Here is a 16,403-nt window from a genome sequence, read left to right as displayed (position 1 = left end):
GCTTATATAGGCTCGTAGCTCAGCTGGTTAGAGCACCACCTTGACATGGTGGGGGTCGTTGGTTCGAGTCCAATCGAGCCTACCAACGAATAAGACCCGAAGGGATCTCCATGCGGAGAACCAAAGAGGCGCGGATGCCCAAAAGCTACCGCGCTTTCTTTTTAGGTTGATGTAGTGGGAGCGAAGTTCAGTGAAGAAGACGGAGTCATCATGCTTGTAGTTACTCTACCCGATGGATCAAAACGTGAGTTTGAGGCTCCCGTTCGCGTAGCGGATGTTGCTCAAAGTATTGGAAGCGGATTAGCAAAAGCTGCTTTGGGCGGCATTGTGAACGGCAAGATAGTTGATACCAGTTTTGTAATTAATCAAGATAGTCAGCTTGCCATCATCACCGATAAAAGTCCTGAGGCGCTGGAGATTGTGCGCCATTCAACTGCACACCTATTGGCCTATGCTGTAAAAGAATTATTTCCAGACGCGCAAGTTACCATTGGTCCTGTTATCGAAAATGGTTTTTACTACGACTTCTCTTATCACCGCCCATTTACTCCGGATGATTTGGCTGCGCTAGAAAAGAAAATGACTGAGCTCGCTAAAAAAGATGAGCCAGTAGTTCGTAGCGTGATACCGCGTGATGAAGCTATTCAATTTTTTAAAGATCAGGGTGAGGCATATAAAGCTGAGCTGATTGCAAGCATTCCGCAAGGCGAAGATGTCTCTTTATATGCCGAAGGTAAGTTCACCGATTTATGCCGTGGGCCACACGTTCCATCTACCGGCAAGCTAAAGGTATTTAAGCTCATGAAGCTCGCTGGCGCTTATTGGCGTGGCGATAGTAAAAACGAGATGCTACAGCGTATCTACGGTACTGCTTGGTTGCGCAAAGAAGATCAAGATGCATATTTGCACATGCTTGAAGAATCAGAAAAGCGAGACCATCGTCGTTTAGGAAAGCAATTAGATTTATTTCACTTCCAAGAAGAGGCACCAGGATTGATTTTCTGGCATCCAAAAGGCTGGTCGATTTGGCAGGAAGTTGAGCAATACATGCGTCACGTGTATCAGCAAGAAGGCTATCAAGAGGTTAAAGCACCCCAGATTTTAGATCGTGGGCTTTGGGAAAAATCTGGCCACTGGGAAAACTACAAAGAAAATATGTTTACGACAGAGTCGGAGAATCGCGCTTATGCCTTAAAGCCGATGAACTGTCCTGGACATATTCAAATTTATAACTCTGGCTTGCACAGCTATCGTGAGTTGCCATTACGTTTTGGTGAATTTGGTCAATGTCACCGTAATGAACCATCGGGTGCATTACATGGCCTAATGCGTGTTCGTGGATTTACCCAGGATGACGGCCATATTTTTTGTACCGAAGATCAAATTCAAGCTGAGGTAGCGGCCTTTGATAAAGCAGTTCGGGCTGTCTATCAAGACTTTGGGTTTAGCGAAGTTGCAGTGAAGCTTGCCTTGCGGCCAGTTAAACGGGTGGGTGAGGACGCTATTTGGGATAAAGCGGAAAAGGCTCTTCGTGGCGCTTTGAAGGCTTCTGGACAGGAATGGGAAGAATTGCCGGGTGAAGGTGCCTTTTACGGTCCCAAGATCGAATATCACCTTAAGGATTCCATTGGGCGTACTTGGCAGTGCGGCACCATCCAGGTGGACTTCTCAATGCCGGCCCGGCTTGGTGCTGAATACGTAGCGGAAGACAATACCCGTAAGACGCCAGTCATGCTCCATAGGGCAATAGTGGGCTCTTTAGAGCGTTTTATCGGCATTTTGATCGAAAATCACGCTGGAAATATGCCAGTATGGCTAGCTCCCACCCAAGCCGTAGTCCTCAATATCTCGGGAAATTCTGCTGCCTATGCACAAAAAGTCCAGCAATCTCTGAAAAAACAAGGGTTTAGAGTTGAATCTGATTTGCGGAATGAGAAAATTACGTATAAAATACGCGAGCACGCATTACAGAAGATCCCATTTTTGCTAGTTGTTGGCGACAAAGAGTCTGAAAGTAATACGGTGGCCGTTCGTGCCCGTGGCGGAGTGGATTTAGGCGTAATGCCTCTTGAATCCTTCGTTGCCCGACTCCAGCAGGATATATCCCAGAAAGTCGGACCCGAGCCTAGCTAGGGGTGGAGCGGTTTTTATTGTTTTTTTAAAGGAATTAAGAAGATCGCTACTGAAAAATTGCAGCGCATTAACCGGGAAATTACTGCTCCTGAAGTGCGTTTGATTGGAATTGATGGAGAGCCCATCGGTGTAGTTAAGTTGAGTGAAGCCTTGGCTGCAGCAGAAGAGAAAGAGACCGATTTGGTTGAAATTGCTCCTACCGCTGTTCCACCAGTTGTCCGAATTATGGACTTTGGCAAATTCAAGTACCAAGAAGCTAAGCGGATGCATGAAGCAAAGCTGAAGCAAAAAGTGATTCAGGTGAAGGAAGTGAAATTCCGTCCCGGCACAGATGATGGTGACTATGGTGTGAAGCTACGCAATCTAATTCGCTTTTTGGAAGATGGCGATAAGACAAAGATTACGCTGCGGTTTCGGGGTCGTGAAATGGCCCACCAAGAAATCGGAGTCAGAATGTTGGAGCGTTTGAAGTTGGACCTTGTTGAACATGGACAAGTCGAACAGTTTCCAAAAATGGAGGGCCGCCAGATGGTGATGGTTTTGGCTCCCATTCGTAAGGCTAAGTAATAAACCGTCTCGTAAGATTGGGTTTGTTGTTTAAGTAGGGAGGCATCAGCAGTGAATAACTGAGGATGCTGGCAGTTTGAAGTGCTTCTGGGTACAGGAAGAGTAACCGTCGGTTACCACCTATGTTGCACAAGTAATTAAAGGGGTGCTTTATGCCCAAGATGAAGAGCAAGAGTAGCGCTAAAAAGCGCTTCACGGTTCGCGCAGGCGGAACGATCAAACGAGGACAGGCTTTCAAACGCCATATCCTTACTAAGAAGACCACAAAGAACAAGCGTCATTTGCGTGGTTCCACAGAAGTTGCGAAGGCAGACGTTAAGTCAATTCGCTCCATGCTTCCGTACGCTTAACCTCAGACTAGATTAGGAGAAATAAATGCCAAGAGTCAAACGTGGGGTTACAGCAAGAGCCCGTCATAAAAAAATCACTGATGCCGCAACAGGTTACCGCGGTCGTCGTAAAAACGTATTTCGTATTGCTAAGCAAGCAGTTATGCGTGCTGGTCAATATGCTTATCGTGACCGTCGCAATAAGAAACGGGTATTCCGCGCATTGTGGATCGCTCGTATCAACGCGGCAGTTCGTCAACATGACATGACCTATAGCGTATTCATGAATGGTATGAAGAAGGCTGCGATCGAACTTGACCGCAAAGTGCTTTCTGATATGGCCATTGCTGACAAAGCGGCTTTTGCTGCTTTGGTTACTCGGATTAAGTCCGTAGTAAACGCTGCAGCTTAATTCTTAGTTTAAAAACTAAGCTGCAATGGTTTCTCTCGACCAAATTGTCGAGGATGCTAAACGTGATTTCCTCGGAGCTGCCGATCCGGCGGCTCTAGAGGACGCGAAAGCCAAGTATCTCGGTAAATCAGGTGTTCTCACTGAGCGTCTTAAGGCGCTTGGTGGAATGTCGCCTGAGGAGCGCAAGAGTGCTGGCGCCCAAATTAATCAAATCAAAACCCAAGTAGAGGCTGCACTACAGGAGCGTCGCCAAGCCTTGGCGGATGCTGTATTAATGCAGCGCCTCGCAGCAGAATCTATTGATGTTTCCTTGCCTGGCCGTGGTCAAGCAGTAGGTAGTTTGCATCCTGTGATGCGCACCTGGGAACGCGTTGAAGAGATTTTTCGCTCAATTGGTTTTGATGTAGCAGATGGCCCTGAAATTGAAACCGATTGGTTTAATTTCACTGCTTTAAATAGTCCAGAAAATCATCCTGCACGATCAATGCAGGACACCTTTTATATTGATGGTAAAGATTCCAATGGAAAGCCTTTGCTATTACGCACTCATACGAGCCCAATTCAAGTTCGTTATGCGAGCGAGCATGTTAAGAAATATGCCAATGCACAAGTGATGCCGCCAATTAAGGTAATCGCCCCTGGTAGAACTTATCGAGTTGATAGTGACGCCACCCATTCTCCAATGTTTCATCAGGTTGAGGGTTTGTGGATTGCACAGAACGTTTCCTTTGCAGATCTCAAGGGTGTTTATACCGATTTTTTAAGAACCTTCTTTGAAACAAACGAATTACAAGTGCGATTCCGTCCTTCCTATTTCCCTTTCACTGAGCCCTCGGCTGAAATTGATATGGCTTTTGGTAGCGGCAAACTAGCTGGTCGTTGGTTAGAGATTTCTGGAGCGGGGCAGGTTCATCCTAATGTGTTGCGCAATATGGGGATTGATCCCGAGCGCTATACCGGATTTGCATTTGGATCTGGTTTAGAGCGTTTAACGATGTTGCGTTACGGTGTAGATGACTTACGCCTCTTCTTTGAAAATGATTTACGTTTCTTAGCGCAGTTTCCTGCATAAGAAGGTACAGATAAAACCCTATGCAATTTTCTGAATCTTGGCTCCGTCAGTATGTAAACCCATCGCTTGATAGCGATGCATTAGGTCATGCGATGACGATGGCCGGTTTAGAGGTTGAAGAGCAGCATTCAGTTGCTCCTGCGTTTACAAAGATTGTGGTTGCACAGATATTGTCTGCAGAGCAGCATCCTGATGCAGATCGTTTGCGGGTTTGTAAAGTTGATGCAGGCAACGGGCAAGAATTGCAGATTGTTTGTGGTGCTCCCAATGCACGTGCTGGCATCAAAATTCCATGCGCCTTAGTTGGTGCAGAGCTGCCTCCAGCGGAAGCAGGTGGCAAGCCATTCATGATTAAAGTAGGCAAACTGCGTGGTGTAGAAAGCCAAGGTATGTTGTGCTCAGGTCGTGAACTTGGTCTTGGCGATGATCACGAAGGTATCTTAGAGCTACCTGCAGATGCTCCTGTTGGCGAAGACATTCGTAAGTACCTTGATCTAGATGATCAAATTTTTGTGATTAAGTTAACGCCCAATAAAGCCGATTGCCTGTCCTTAATGGGAATGGCCAGAGAAGTCTCTGCAATTACAGGAGCTTCGCTTTGTCCTCCGCAGTGGAATTCGCCTGCAGTCTCGATCGAAGAGAAACGTAAAGTAAGCGTTGAGAATAAAGATCTTTGTGGCCGCTTTGCTGGACGCGTTATTCGTGGCGTAAATCCACTAGCAAAAACGCCAGATTGGATTATTCAGCGTCTTTGTCATGCTGGTCAAAGAAGTATTTCTGCATTAGTTGATCTGTCTAACTATGTAATGTTAGAAATGGGTCAGCCAACTCATGTGTTCGATCTTGATAAACTGAATGGTGATATCACCGTGCGCTGGGCCAAAGCAGGGGAAACTCTTGAGCTTCTCAATGGACAAACAGTGACACTACAGGGCCTAGATTCTGCTGGCAAGATGCAAGAAGCAGGCGTAGTGGCTGATGAAAAAGGTCCAGTAGCCCTTGCCGGAATCATGGGCGGAAATCACTGTGCCGTAAGCGATGACACTAAAAACATCTATGTAGAGGCTGCCTACTGGTTACCATCAGCCATTCAAGGCCGTGCCCGTCGCTTTAATTTCAGCACGGATGCAGCCCATCGTTTTGAGCGTGGCGTAGATCCACAAAATACCGTCAACTGCTTGGAATATCTCAGTGCTTTAATCGTTGAAGTGTGTGGTGGGCAAGTAGGCCCGGTAGACGATCAAATTTTGAATGTGCCAGACCGTAAGCCAGTCAAAATGCGATTATCCCGAGCAGAAAAAGTCATCGGCATTCCACTGACAACACAAGTTGTCTCAGACGTATTCAAGCGTCTCGGTTTTGAATACAAGCAAGAGGGTGATGCATTTATTGTTACACCCCCAAGCTATCGCTTTGATATTGAAATCGAAGAAGATTTAATTGAAGAAGTCGCACGCATGTACGGCTTTGAAAATATTCCAGATACACCGCCAGTAGCTACACTTAAAATGAGTGTCAAGGCTGAAGCAACACGGGGCATTCATTTGCTGCGTCAACGTTTAGCCCTACAGGGCTATCAAGAGGCGGTGAACTTTGGTTTTACTGATCTTGAGAGTGAGCAGCGTTTAACTGGCGTTATCGAAAAAGACGTCATTGCCGTTCTCAATCCGATTGCTAGCCAATATGGAGTGATGCGCAGCACCTTATGGGGTGGCTTACTGGTGAACCTCAAAGCCAATTTAAATCGCGGCGCAGGGCGTGTGCGCCTGTTTGAGGCTGGACGGGTGTTTAAGCGAGATGCCAATGTACATGAAGAGGCTGGCAAAGTGGCTGGTTTTCATCAACCACAGAAGATTGGTGGATTAGCTTATGGATCTTTTGTCCCTGAGCAATGGGCCAGCGCAACCAGAGCAGTAGACTTCTTTGATGTGAAGGGTGATCTAGAGCGAGTACTAGATCCTCTGTATTTTGTTACTGAATCAGCGCAGCATCCTGCCTTGCATCCTGGCCGCAGTGCGAAGGTATTCTTAATGAATGATCAGAATCGCATTGAAGTAGGGTGGATCGGTGAATTGCATCCTGGCTTACAACAAGCTTATGAGTTGCCACTTGCCCCAGTGCTTTTTGAGTTGGATCTCGAACCCATCCGTGAACTTGGATTGCCAGTACCTGAAGAGCTCAGCAAATTTCCTGCAGTGCAACGAGATTTAGCGGTAGTAGTAAAGCAACATATTTCTGCCCAAGCTCTTTTAGATGCCATGAATGCAAGCAAGCAAAATTTTGTACGTAATATTGAACTATTTGATGAATTCAGACCAAAGGCTGGATCAATTAGTATGGCCGATGATGAAAAAAGCTTGGCCTTCCGCGTTACTCTGTTAAACCCTAATGAAACTTTGCAAGATCCCCAAATTGATGCAGTAATGGTATCTTTATTAGGCGCGGTAGAAAAAAAATGCGCAGCCCGTCTGCGCTAGGTTTAGTATTAGATAAATACCAGAAAAACAGCTATAAGAGAATCAGAAATGAGTGACTTAAACATCAACGACACTGTTACAAAGAATGAGCTATCTGAGGCACTTTTTGACCAAGTTGGTTTAAATAAACGTGAAGCCAAGGACATGATCGATGCGTTCTTTGATCGTATCGGCTACTCCTTAGAAGCGGGTGTTGAAGTAAAAATATCTGGTTTCGGAAATTTTCAGTTACGCAATAAGTCGGCTCGTCCTGGCCGAAATCCAAAAACAGGCCAAATGATTCCGATTGCAGCTAGGCGTGTGGTAACTTTTCATGCAAGTCAAAAGCTAAAAGATGTAGTGGAGTCACATGCTAGAGAAAACCGAGTTTGATGCAAGCTCAGCATTGCTGAGCTCTCAACTTCCCCCTATACCTTCTAAGCGTTATTTCACGATTGGTGAAGTTGCAGACCTTTGCGCTGTTCGCTCCCACGTTCTGCGCTACTGGGAACAAGAGTTTTCGCAACTCAATCCACAAAAGCGTCGTGGCAATCGGCGCTACTATCAGCATCATGAGGTAGTCTTGATTCGTAAGATTAGAGCGCTTCTTTACGAGGAGGGCTTTACCATCAGCGGCGCAAGAAATCGTCTTGAAGAGGCTCGTGGAGAACTTAAACTTCGTGATGAGTTACAAGCTGTCCTGAACATCCTCTCTAAATAGTTGCTGATACAATTTTGACTTTCGTCGGGGCGTAGCGCAGCCTGGTAGCGTACATGCATGGGGTGCATGTGGTCGGAGGTTCAAATCCTCTCGCCCCGACCATATATTTCTTTTTGATTTCTACCTAATTCCAAATTTCTATGACAGCCAAACAAAAACCCACTGAGTATTTTGGTTTAACTATCCCATTTTTGGATCACTTGAACGTTGTTCCTGAATATGCTGAAAATGGAAAGTCTCGCATTAGCCTAGAGATGAAGCCAGAACATGCAAATAGCTTTGGGGTTGCCCATGGCGGTGTTGTTATGACCCTATTGGATTTCGCTATGGCTGCTGCAGCGCGCAGTTGCATGAATCATCCATTAGGCGCGATTACTATTGATATGACGATTAGTTTTTTGCGCCCAAGCGTTGGAAAAATCGTGGTGGAGGGTACGGTATTGAAATCCGGTAAAACGATTAATTATTGTGAGGCTGTGGTTTTAAATGAGTTGGGCGAGATAACGGCTAAATCTAGCGGTACGTTTGTATTAGGAAAGCAGAATACTTAATTAATATAGTATTTATAATGAATATATTAATAATGCGAGTTTTATTCTCATAATAAATATATGTTTTTAGCAATATAGGGCTAGGTTAATAAATTTATATATAATTGATCATTGAAATAGCTTAATTAAGCACTATTTCATATAACCTTTTATTTGGAGAGTATTACTATATGGCTTCTTATAAAGAGCTTTTAGCCCAGCGGGAACAGCTAGATAAACAGATTAAAGAAGCAATTGCGCTTGAAAAATCGGATGGTATTGCCAAAGCTAAGTTGATTATTGAGCAATATCATTTAACAGCTTCAGACCTTTTTAGTAGGAAGGTGGGGGCGCGTAATGCTGGTGCCAAGGTAGCTCCCAAGTATCGTAATCCGGTTACAGGTGAAACCTGGACCGGGCGTGGTAAAGCCCCAAAATGGATAGAAGGTAGAGATCGCAGTAGCTTTACGATATAAGTCATTGATTAAATTGATTTTTATAAAAAAGCCGCTTAAAAAAAGCGGCTTTTTCATTACTGGAGCTTCCTTGCTAGTGCCTCTACAAAGATGGGCTCCAATAGATCATGACGACTTTGATAGGTCCAGGAGGGATCTAACTCTGGATTAGTGGCTGGGTAGCCAAAAATATACGGATTTGACTCAATCAGACCATTTTCCAGCTCTTTTTTGATGCTTTCATGAAGGGTGGCCCTACTACTATTTTCATCTACTAGGCTAACCACACCTGGATGCAGCTTGATAAAACCTTCATCCACCAATACAGGAATGCGTTGTGTGTCCCTGTTTTTACTCAAATAATGTATGAGGTGGACTTGCTCCACAGGTGGAATGAGGGCATCTAGGAATATGAGGTCAGGAGTAATGGAGACTGCTTTCATAAGACCTTCTAAGCTGTCAATGGCTACCTCCATTTCAACCTTAAGTTGCCAATCCTGAGCCGATTCAAGTAGTTCTTGGCTATTCTCAACACGGCGAAAGATACCTAAGGCGACGCAGTTTTGGGTGGTTTTTTGCCGCATTGCTCGTTTTCTTCTTTGCAGCTGTTGATCTAAAGAGCTAGCAAGTATTCGTCTATGCCCCCCACGTGTTTTCCAGGCAATTAACTCACCTAGCTCGACCATTTTTTGTACGGTCCCTAGGGATACTTGCAATACCTTTGCGCTCTGCCTGGTGCTGAGATATTCCATATCTGGAGTAATTGTTTTCATATTTCCCTTTATTTTTTATTAATCCAATTGAAGATTTAGAGAATAAGAATCTAATTTATTTGAATCTGTCGGGAGATATTGAAAGCACAGTAGGAAAATTCTTATTAATTCTGCATCGCTAGGCAAATACCCCCAAATAATGGGAAATCAGGGAAAGCCCTTTATAAATCAATGGTTAATCGTGGTAAATTACAGACTTAGTAGCAATATTTGCACAGAGCAATTCGTGAAACGGTATAGCCGCGTAACGAATGGTTATAACCACAGTTTTTAATCGGGAAACCCGATGAAAGGTGAGCATCATGATGCAGGACCAAAGGGATAGTTCCTATCTCTTCGGCGGAAACGCCCCCTATGTAGAAGAACTCTACGAATCCTACTTGCATGATCCGACTTCAGTAGAAGCGCATTGGCGAGATTATTTTGATAACGTGAAACAAGTTCCGGCGGTCGATGGTTCAAGGCGAACTGATATTGCCCATGGACCTATTGTTGCGTCCTTTGCTGAACGCGCAAAGCAAGGCCCGATTAGAACGATTTCTGATTCGGCTGACTCCGAGTTAGGGCGCAAGCGCGTTAATGTCCAGCAATTAATTGCTGCGTACCGAAACGTAGGAAATCGCTGGGCAGATATTGATCCTTTAAAGCGTACGGAACGCCAGGATATTCCTGAGCTTGATCCCGCTTTCTACGGATTTACGGATGCCGATATGGATATCGTCTTCAATACCAGCAATACATTCTTCGGCAAGTCTGAGATGACTTTGCGAGATTTGCTCCAAGCATTGCGTGAAACCTACTGCGGCACGATTGGTGCTGAGTTCATGTTTATTGCGGACCAAAAGATTAAGAAGTGGTGGCAAGAAAAATTAGAATCCATTCGTTCTACCCCAAGCTTTGATGTCGAGGAAAAGCGTCATATTCTCGATCGTGTAACTGCAGCAGAGGGTCTAGAGCGTTATCTCCAGGCTAAGTATGTTGGTCAGAAGCGCTTCTCTTTAGAGGGGGGTGAGAGCTTTATTGCCTGTATGGACGAGTTAATTCGTGAAGCTGGCTCAAAGGGTATTCAAGAGATCGTGATTGGGATGGCTCACCGTGGTCGTCTGAACGTTTTGGTAAACACTTTAGGCAAGATGCCTAAGGATCTTTTTGCTGAGTTCGAGCACAAGGGTCCAGAAACATTACCTGCAGGTGACGTTAAATATCACCAGGGCTTCTCGAGCGATATTTCTACTCCAGCAGGTCCAGTGCATTTATCGCTAGCATTTAATCCCTCCCATTTAGAAATCGTGAATCCAGTTGTTGAGGGATCTGCGCGTGCTCGTATGGAACGTCGTGGTGACTTGCTGGGCGAACAAGTATTGCCTGTATTAGTACACGGCGATGCTGCGATTGCTGGTCAAGGTGTTATGCAAGAAACATTGTCAATGTCAGAAGTTCGTGGCTATTCCACTGGTGGCACAGTGCATATTGTGATTAATAACCAGATTGGTTTCACCACATCCGATCCACGCGATTTACGTTCCAGCTTGTATTGCACCGACATCATGAAGATTGTTGATGCCCCTGTACTGCATGTGAATGGTGATGATCCTGAAGCTGTGGTTCTGGCAACTAAATTGGCTATTGAATTCCGCACAAAGTTTCATAAAGACGTTGCGGTTGATATTGTCTGTTTCAGAAAATTAGGACATAACGAACAAGATTCTCCAGCAATGACGCAACCTCTGATGTACAAGATCATCGCTGCTCATCCTGGAACACGTAAGGTATATGCAGACAAACTAGAAGCGCAAGGAGCCCTGCCGATTGGTACCGGTGACTTGATGGTTAAGGAATACCGTGCCGCCATGGATGCTGGTAAACAAACCTCAGATCCAGTGTTAGGTAACTTCAAAGGAAAGTTTGCGGTGGACTGGTCACCATTCTTAAATAAGAAGTGGACCGATGAGGCGGATACTGCCATTCCATTGACTGAATGGAAGCGCCTAGCTGAGAAGATTTCTACCATTCCTGATAATTTCAAAGCCCATCCACTGGTAGAGAAGGTCTACAAAGACCGGGCTGCTATGGGTCGTGGTGAAGTGAATATTGACTGGGGTATGGGCGAGCATATGGCTTTTGCATCCTTGGTTGCTAGCGGCTACCCGGTGCGATTGTCTGGTGAAGATAGTGGGCGCGGTACTTTTACCCATCGCCATTCGGTGTTGCATGATCAAGATCGGGAGAAGTGGGATATTGGTACCTACACACCGCTTCAGCATGTCACTAAAGATCAAGCGCCATTTGCGGTGATTGATTCGATACTTTCCGAAGAGGCTGTGCTTGGTTTTGAGTATGGGTATGCCTCAGCTGAGCCAAACACACTCACCATTTGGGAGGCACAGTTTGGTGATTTTGCTAACGGTGCTCAAGTAGTGATTGATCAATTTATCGCTTCTGGTGAAGTGAAGTGGGGCCGTGCTAACGGCTTAGTCATGATGTTGCCACATGGATATGAGGGCCAAGGCCCTGAGCATTCATCTGCACGTCTTGAGCGCTTTATGCAGTTATGTGCTGATACCAATATGCAGGTTATTCAGCCAACCACTGCAGCGCAAATTTTCCATGTCTTACGTCGTCAGATGATTCGTCAATTCCGCAAACCCTTGATCTTATTCACACCAAAATCATTGTTGCGCAATAAAGAGGCTGCTTCACCATTATCTGAGTTTACTAAAGGTGGATTCCAAACGATATTGGGTGAGCGCGATCAGTCTATCGATGCGAAGAATGTAAGTCGTTTGATTATTTGCTCCGGTAAGGTGTATTACGACTTGGTAAAAGCCCGTACAGAGAAGAAAATTGAGGACGCTGCAATTATTCGTTTGGAGCAACTCTACCCATTCCCGCACAAAGCTTTTTCTGCTGAGTTAAAGAAATATCCAAAATTAGAAGAAATTATTTGGTGTCAAGACGAGCCCCAAAACCAAGGCGCTTGGTTCTTCGTTCAACACAATATTTTGGAAGGCATGTCTGACGGCATGAAGTTGGGTTATGCAGGTCGCCCAGCATCAGCTTCCCCAGCTTGTGGTTACGCTCATCTTCATCAAGAGCAGCAGAAGAATTTGCTCACAGCAGCATTTGCCAAACTTAAAGGTTACGTGATTACGAAATAATCGTTTTCATTACTCTACATACATATCACTAGGATTAATCATGGCTATTTTTGAAGTTAAAGTTCCACAACTCTCTGAATCAGTTGCTGAAGCAACTTTATTGCAATGGAAAAAGAAAGTCGGTGACGCAGTAGGTCAAGACGAGATTTTGATTGAAATTGAAACAGATAAAGTCGTTCTTGAAGTACCAGCACCATCTGCTGGTGTTCTGACTGAAATTCTCGTTGCCGATGGTGGCACTGTTGTTGCTGAGCAGTTAATTGCGAAGATTGATAGTACAGCCGTCGCTGCAGCTGCTCCTGCCGCGGCCGCACCCGCTCCTGTTGCCGCACTTGCTCCAGCTAAAGCAACTCCTGCAGCTAAGTCTACTGGTGCTGCCGCCGCCCCATCTGCAGCAAAGATCTTGGCTGAAAAAAATATCAGTGCAGATCAGGTTGCTGGTTCTGGACGTGATGGACGTATTACCAAGGGCGATGCTTTGAACGCATCTGCTGGTAGTGCTAAATCTGCTCCGTTGTCAACTGCACCAATCCCGATGGGCGATCGTCCAGAAGAGCGTGTACCAATGAGTCGTTTGCGTGCTCGTATTGCAGAGCGCTTATTGGAGTCCCAGGCAAACAACGCTATTTTGACCACTTTCAATGAAGTTAATATGGGTCCTGTGATTGCCTTGCGTAATAAATATAAAGACCAGTTTGAGAAGGTTCATGGCGTTAAGTTGGGTTTTATGTCTTTCTTCGTTAAAGCGGCTACTCATGCTTTGAAGAAATTCCCACTGCTCAATGCTTCGGTTGATGGCAATGACATTGTTTACCACGGCTACTTTGATATTGGTATCGCGGTAAGCTCACCACGTGGTTTGGTGGTTCCTATTTTGCGCGACGTTGATCAAATGAACTTGGCCGATATTGAGAAGAAAATAGCTGAGTTCGGCGCTAAAGCCCGTGAAGGCAAATTGTCGATTGAAGAATTGACTGGCGGCACATTCTCCATCTCAAATGGTGGCGTATTTGGTTCAATGCTCTCTACTCCAATCATTAACCCACCACAGTCAGCAATTTTGGGTATTCATGCTACCAAAGACCGCGCTGTAGTTGAAAACGGTCAGGTGGTTGTTCGTCCAATGAACTATCTTGCCTTATCTTATGATCACCGCATCATTGACGGTCGCGAGGCCGTGCTTGGTTTGGTTGCGATGAAGGATGCTCTAGAAGATCCTGCACGCCTTCTTCTTGATCTGTAAGAAGGGAAGATCATGAGCCAAGCTTTTGATGTACTCGTAATTGGTGGTGGCCCCGGTGGTTACATCGCCGCAATTCGTGCAGCGCAACTCGGTTTTAAGGTGGCCTGCGCTGAATCTAGTAGTTATGATGACCCTAAAGGTGAGCCACGTTTAGGCGGCACCTGCTTAAACGTCGGCTGCATTCCGTCAAAGGCATTATTGGCCTCTTCTGAGGAGTTTGAGAAGATTAGTCACCATGCTGCTGATCATGGCATCAAGGTTGGCTCTGTCAGTATTGATTCTAATAAGATGGTTGCGCGCAAGGACGATATCGTTACCAAAATGACGAGCGGCATTCAGTTTTTATTTCGCAAAAATAAAATCACCTTGTTAAAAGGTCATGCCTCCTTTGAGGGTAAGGGTGCAGATGGCTACCAAGTGAAGATCGATGGAAAAACTAAAGAAACCGTTATTGCCAAAAATGTAATCATTGCCACTGGCTCTAAAGCCCGTCACTTGCCTGGTCTGAGTGTAGATAATGTTTTGGTTTGCGACAACGAAGGCGCTCTTAAGTTTGATTCAGTACCTAAGAAATTAGGCGTGATCGGCGCTGGTGTTATTGGATTGGAATTAGGTTCTGTATGGCGTCGCCTCGGTTCTGAAGTTACTGTACTTGAAGCTTTGCCTACATTTTTGGCTGCTTGTGATCAGGGCATTGCCAAGGAAGCGCTAAAGCTATTCACTAAGCAAGGTCTAGGCATCAATATGGGTGTGAAGATTGGCGATGTCAAGGTTGATAAGAAGGGTGTAGCTGTTAATTACACAGATAGCGCTGGTAAAGCTGTAAAACTGGAATGTGATCGCTTGATTGTATCTATTGGCCGCGTACCAAATACCGATAACTTAGGTTTAGATAAGATCGGTCTCAAAGTGGATGAGCGTGGCTTTATTCCAATTGATGACCATACTTGTGCTACTTCTGCCCCTGGTGTTTATGCTGTAGGTGACGTAGTGCGTGGTCCAATGTTGGCCCATAAAGCAGAGGATGAAGGCGTTTTGGTTGCAGAAGTTATTGCAGGTCAGAAGCCTCACATTGATTACAACTGTATTCCTTGGGTTATTTACACTGATCCTGAGATTGCCTGGGTTGGTAAAACTGAACAGGCATTGAAAGAGGCTGGCATTGAATACAAAGCTGGTCAGTTTCCATTTGCAGCGAATGGCCGTGCTCTAGGAATAGGCCGTGCCGATGGTTTTATCAAAATATTAGCCGACGCCAAGACCGATGAAGTTCTTGGTGTTCATATCATTGGACCAAATGCTTCCGATCTCATTGCAGAAGCAGCCGTTGCAATGGAATTTAAAGCAGCAGCAGAAGATATTGCTCGTATCTGTCATCCGCATCCAAGTTTGTCGGAAGTGATGCGCGAAGCAGCTTTAGCGACAGACCAACGAGCATTAAATATGTAATTGAAAACGATTGAGTATTACCAGCAAGAGTTAAAAGCGCGCGGGTATCAAAGTGATCCCGCGCAGCTTCATGCTGTTGAGCGTCTTCAGCAGTGTGAAGATGAGTGGATTGCCTATAAAGATATACGCAGCAATACTCTTAAGAAAAAACTATTTAAACCAACGCTACCACGTGGGCTATATTTGTGGGGTGGGGTAGGGCGCGGCAAGTCATTTTTAATGGACTGCTTTTATGCAGCCTCTCCATTAGAAAAAAAGATCCGCATTCATTTCCATGAATTTATGCGCGAAGTCCATCGCGAATTGCATGAGTTATCTGGCTTGGCTGATCCACTTGATGAGCTTTCTAATCGTATCGCTCAGCGTTACAGGTTAATTTGCTTTGATGAATTTCACATCAATGACATTGCTGATGCCATGATTTTGTATCGTTTGCTCAGCGCCTTATTTAATGATCGCGTGCAATTTGTGATGACATCCAATTATCGTCCCGATCAACTTTATCCCAATGGTCTTCATCGGGATCGCTTATTACCTGCTATCAAGCTCCTCGAAGAGAGACTGGATGTTTTAAATGTCGATGCTGGTAATGACTATCGTCGTATACAGATGGCACAAGTTGAGGCCTATTTGACGCCGGTGAATGAACAAACAGACCAACGCTTATTACAGATTTTTGATGAATTAATTAGTCATCAAAATGAAGAAAAGCATCCAGTCTTGTATATTGAATCCCGAGAGTTACGTCCCTTGCATATGGGCGGCGGTGTAGTGTGGTTTGATTTTAAAACACTCTGCTGTGGACCACGGTCTCAAAATGACTACCTAGAGATTGCTAAGCAGTTTCATACTGTGATTTTGTCTGGGGTTCCTTATATGCCCCCAAATATGACCAATGAAGCCCGTCGCTTTATTTGGTTAATTGATGTTTTATACGATCATAAGATCAAATTAATCATCTCTGCCGAGGTCGAACCCCAAGATCTATATACCGAAGGCCAGATAAGCAGTGAGTTTTCCCGGGCCGTATCCCGCTTGATCGAAATGCAGTCCCGTGACTACCTGGATGCACCTCGCCGGGTAATTGATACCAGCTTGACCTAAA

General features: G+C 45.2%; 14 protein-coding genes, 2 tRNA genes and 1 pseudogene. 16 read left to right on the top strand and 1 reads right to left on the bottom strand.

What is annotated here, in order from left to right; all coding sequences use genetic code 11:
• The first annotated feature begins 8 nt into the window (after nucleotides 1-8).
• From ICN38_RS04760 to ICN38_RS04705, 12 genes and pseudogenes are all read left to right on the top strand, one after another.
• Nucleotides 9-85: transfer RNA gene (locus tag ICN38_RS04760), tRNA-Val, on the top strand.
• A 125-nt stretch (nucleotides 86-210) separates the two neighbouring features.
• A complete protein-coding gene (gene thrS, locus ICN38_RS04755; RefSeq protein ID WP_216255709.1) occupies nucleotides 211-2,133 on the top strand; it encodes a threonine--tRNA ligase in 1,923 nt (640 codons plus the stop codon).
• Nucleotides 2,134-2,175: 42 nt separating this feature from the next.
• The gene (gene infC, locus ICN38_RS04750) at nucleotides 2,176-2,700 is read left to right on the top strand and encodes a translation initiation factor IF-3 (protein ID WP_216218296.1); all 525 of its coding nucleotides are present in this window, start codon (nucleotides 2,176-2,178) and stop codon (nucleotides 2,698-2,700) included.
• Nucleotides 2,701-2,852: 152 nt separating this feature from the next.
• Nucleotides 2,853-3,050, top strand: coding sequence for a 50S ribosomal protein L35 (gene rpmI, locus ICN38_RS04745; protein WP_011902674.1), 198 nt, complete (start codon nucleotides 2,853-2,855; stop codon nucleotides 3,048-3,050).
• Nucleotides 3,051-3,075: 25 nt separating this feature from the next.
• On the top strand, nucleotides 3,076-3,441 hold the full coding sequence (rplT, locus tag ICN38_RS04740) for a 50S ribosomal protein L20 (protein WP_011902675.1): 366 nt from the start codon (nucleotides 3,076-3,078) through the stop codon (nucleotides 3,439-3,441).
• 25 nt (nucleotides 3,442-3,466) lie between these two features.
• A complete protein-coding gene (gene pheS, locus ICN38_RS04735) occupies nucleotides 3,467-4,513 on the top strand; it encodes a phenylalanine--tRNA ligase subunit alpha (protein WP_216255707.1) in 1,047 nt (348 codons plus the stop codon).
• 20 nt (nucleotides 4,514-4,533) lie between these two features.
• On the top strand, nucleotides 4,534-6,990 hold the full coding sequence (gene pheT, locus ICN38_RS04730) for a phenylalanine--tRNA ligase subunit beta (protein WP_216255705.1): 2,457 nt from the start codon (nucleotides 4,534-4,536) through the stop codon (nucleotides 6,988-6,990).
• Nucleotides 6,991-7,038: 48 nt separating this feature from the next.
• The gene (locus ICN38_RS04725) at nucleotides 7,039-7,362 is read left to right on the top strand and encodes an integration host factor subunit alpha (RefSeq protein ID WP_216255703.1); all 324 of its coding nucleotides are present in this window, start codon (nucleotides 7,039-7,041) and stop codon (nucleotides 7,360-7,362) included.
• A pseudogene (locus ICN38_RS04720) lies at nucleotides 7,340-7,654 on the top strand (MerR family transcriptional regulator); the annotation flags it as partial. The gene ICN38_RS04725 and the pseudogene ICN38_RS04720, both read left to right, overlap by 23 nt.
• Before the next feature lie 61 nt (nucleotides 7,655-7,715).
• Nucleotides 7,716-7,792 (top strand) — tRNA-Pro (locus ICN38_RS04715).
• 38 nt (nucleotides 7,793-7,830) lie between these two features.
• Nucleotides 7,831-8,241: a PaaI family thioesterase gene (locus ICN38_RS04710; protein WP_216255700.1), complete on the top strand. Its 411-nt coding sequence runs from the start codon at nucleotides 7,831-7,833 to the stop codon at nucleotides 8,239-8,241.
• A 170-nt stretch (nucleotides 8,242-8,411) separates the two neighbouring features.
• Entirely contained in the window at nucleotides 8,412-8,696 is a 285-nt protein-coding gene (locus ICN38_RS04705) for an H-NS family nucleoid-associated regulatory protein (protein WP_216255698.1), read from the top strand.
• A gap of 56 nt (nucleotides 8,697-8,752) precedes the next feature.
• Here ICN38_RS04705 and ICN38_RS04700 read toward each other — a convergent pair whose 3' ends face one another.
• The gene (locus tag ICN38_RS04700) at nucleotides 8,753-9,448 is read right to left on the bottom strand and encodes an excisionase family DNA-binding protein (protein ID WP_216255696.1); all 696 of its coding nucleotides are present in this window, start codon (nucleotides 9,446-9,448) and stop codon (nucleotides 8,753-8,755) included.
• 302 nt (nucleotides 9,449-9,750) lie between these two features.
• Between ICN38_RS04700 and ICN38_RS04695 the strand changes: the two genes are divergently transcribed.
• From ICN38_RS04695 to zapE, 4 genes are read left to right on the top strand one after another with little or no spacing between them, the layout of a single operon-like run.
• A complete protein-coding gene (locus ICN38_RS04695) occupies nucleotides 9,751-12,606 on the top strand; it encodes a 2-oxoglutarate dehydrogenase E1 component (RefSeq protein ID WP_216255694.1) in 2,856 nt (951 codons plus the stop codon).
• 40 nt (nucleotides 12,607-12,646) lie between these two features.
• Nucleotides 12,647-13,849: a 2-oxoglutarate dehydrogenase complex dihydrolipoyllysine-residue succinyltransferase gene (gene odhB, locus ICN38_RS04690; RefSeq protein ID WP_216255692.1), complete on the top strand. Its 1,203-nt coding sequence runs from the start codon at nucleotides 12,647-12,649 to the stop codon at nucleotides 13,847-13,849.
• A gap of 12 nt (nucleotides 13,850-13,861) precedes the next feature.
• Complete coding sequence (lpdA, locus tag ICN38_RS04685; RefSeq protein WP_216255690.1) at nucleotides 13,862-15,298, top strand: dihydrolipoyl dehydrogenase; 1,437 nt, start codon at nucleotides 13,862-13,864, stop codon at nucleotides 15,296-15,298.
• Nucleotides 15,299-16,402, top strand: a complete 1,104-nt coding sequence (gene zapE / locus ICN38_RS04680) for a cell division protein ZapE (protein WP_216255688.1) — start codon at nucleotides 15,299-15,301, stop codon at nucleotides 16,400-16,402. It begins immediately after the preceding gene.
• Nucleotide 16,403: the final 1 nt, after the last annotated feature.

It is taken from the genome of Polynucleobacter sp. AP-Melu-500A-A1, assembly GCF_018882125.1.
Taxonomy (GTDB): domain Bacteria; phylum Pseudomonadota; class Gammaproteobacteria; order Burkholderiales; family Burkholderiaceae; genus Polynucleobacter.
Note: the sequence above shows the minus strand (reverse complement) of the source record. Positions and strands in the feature narration are given on the sequence as shown.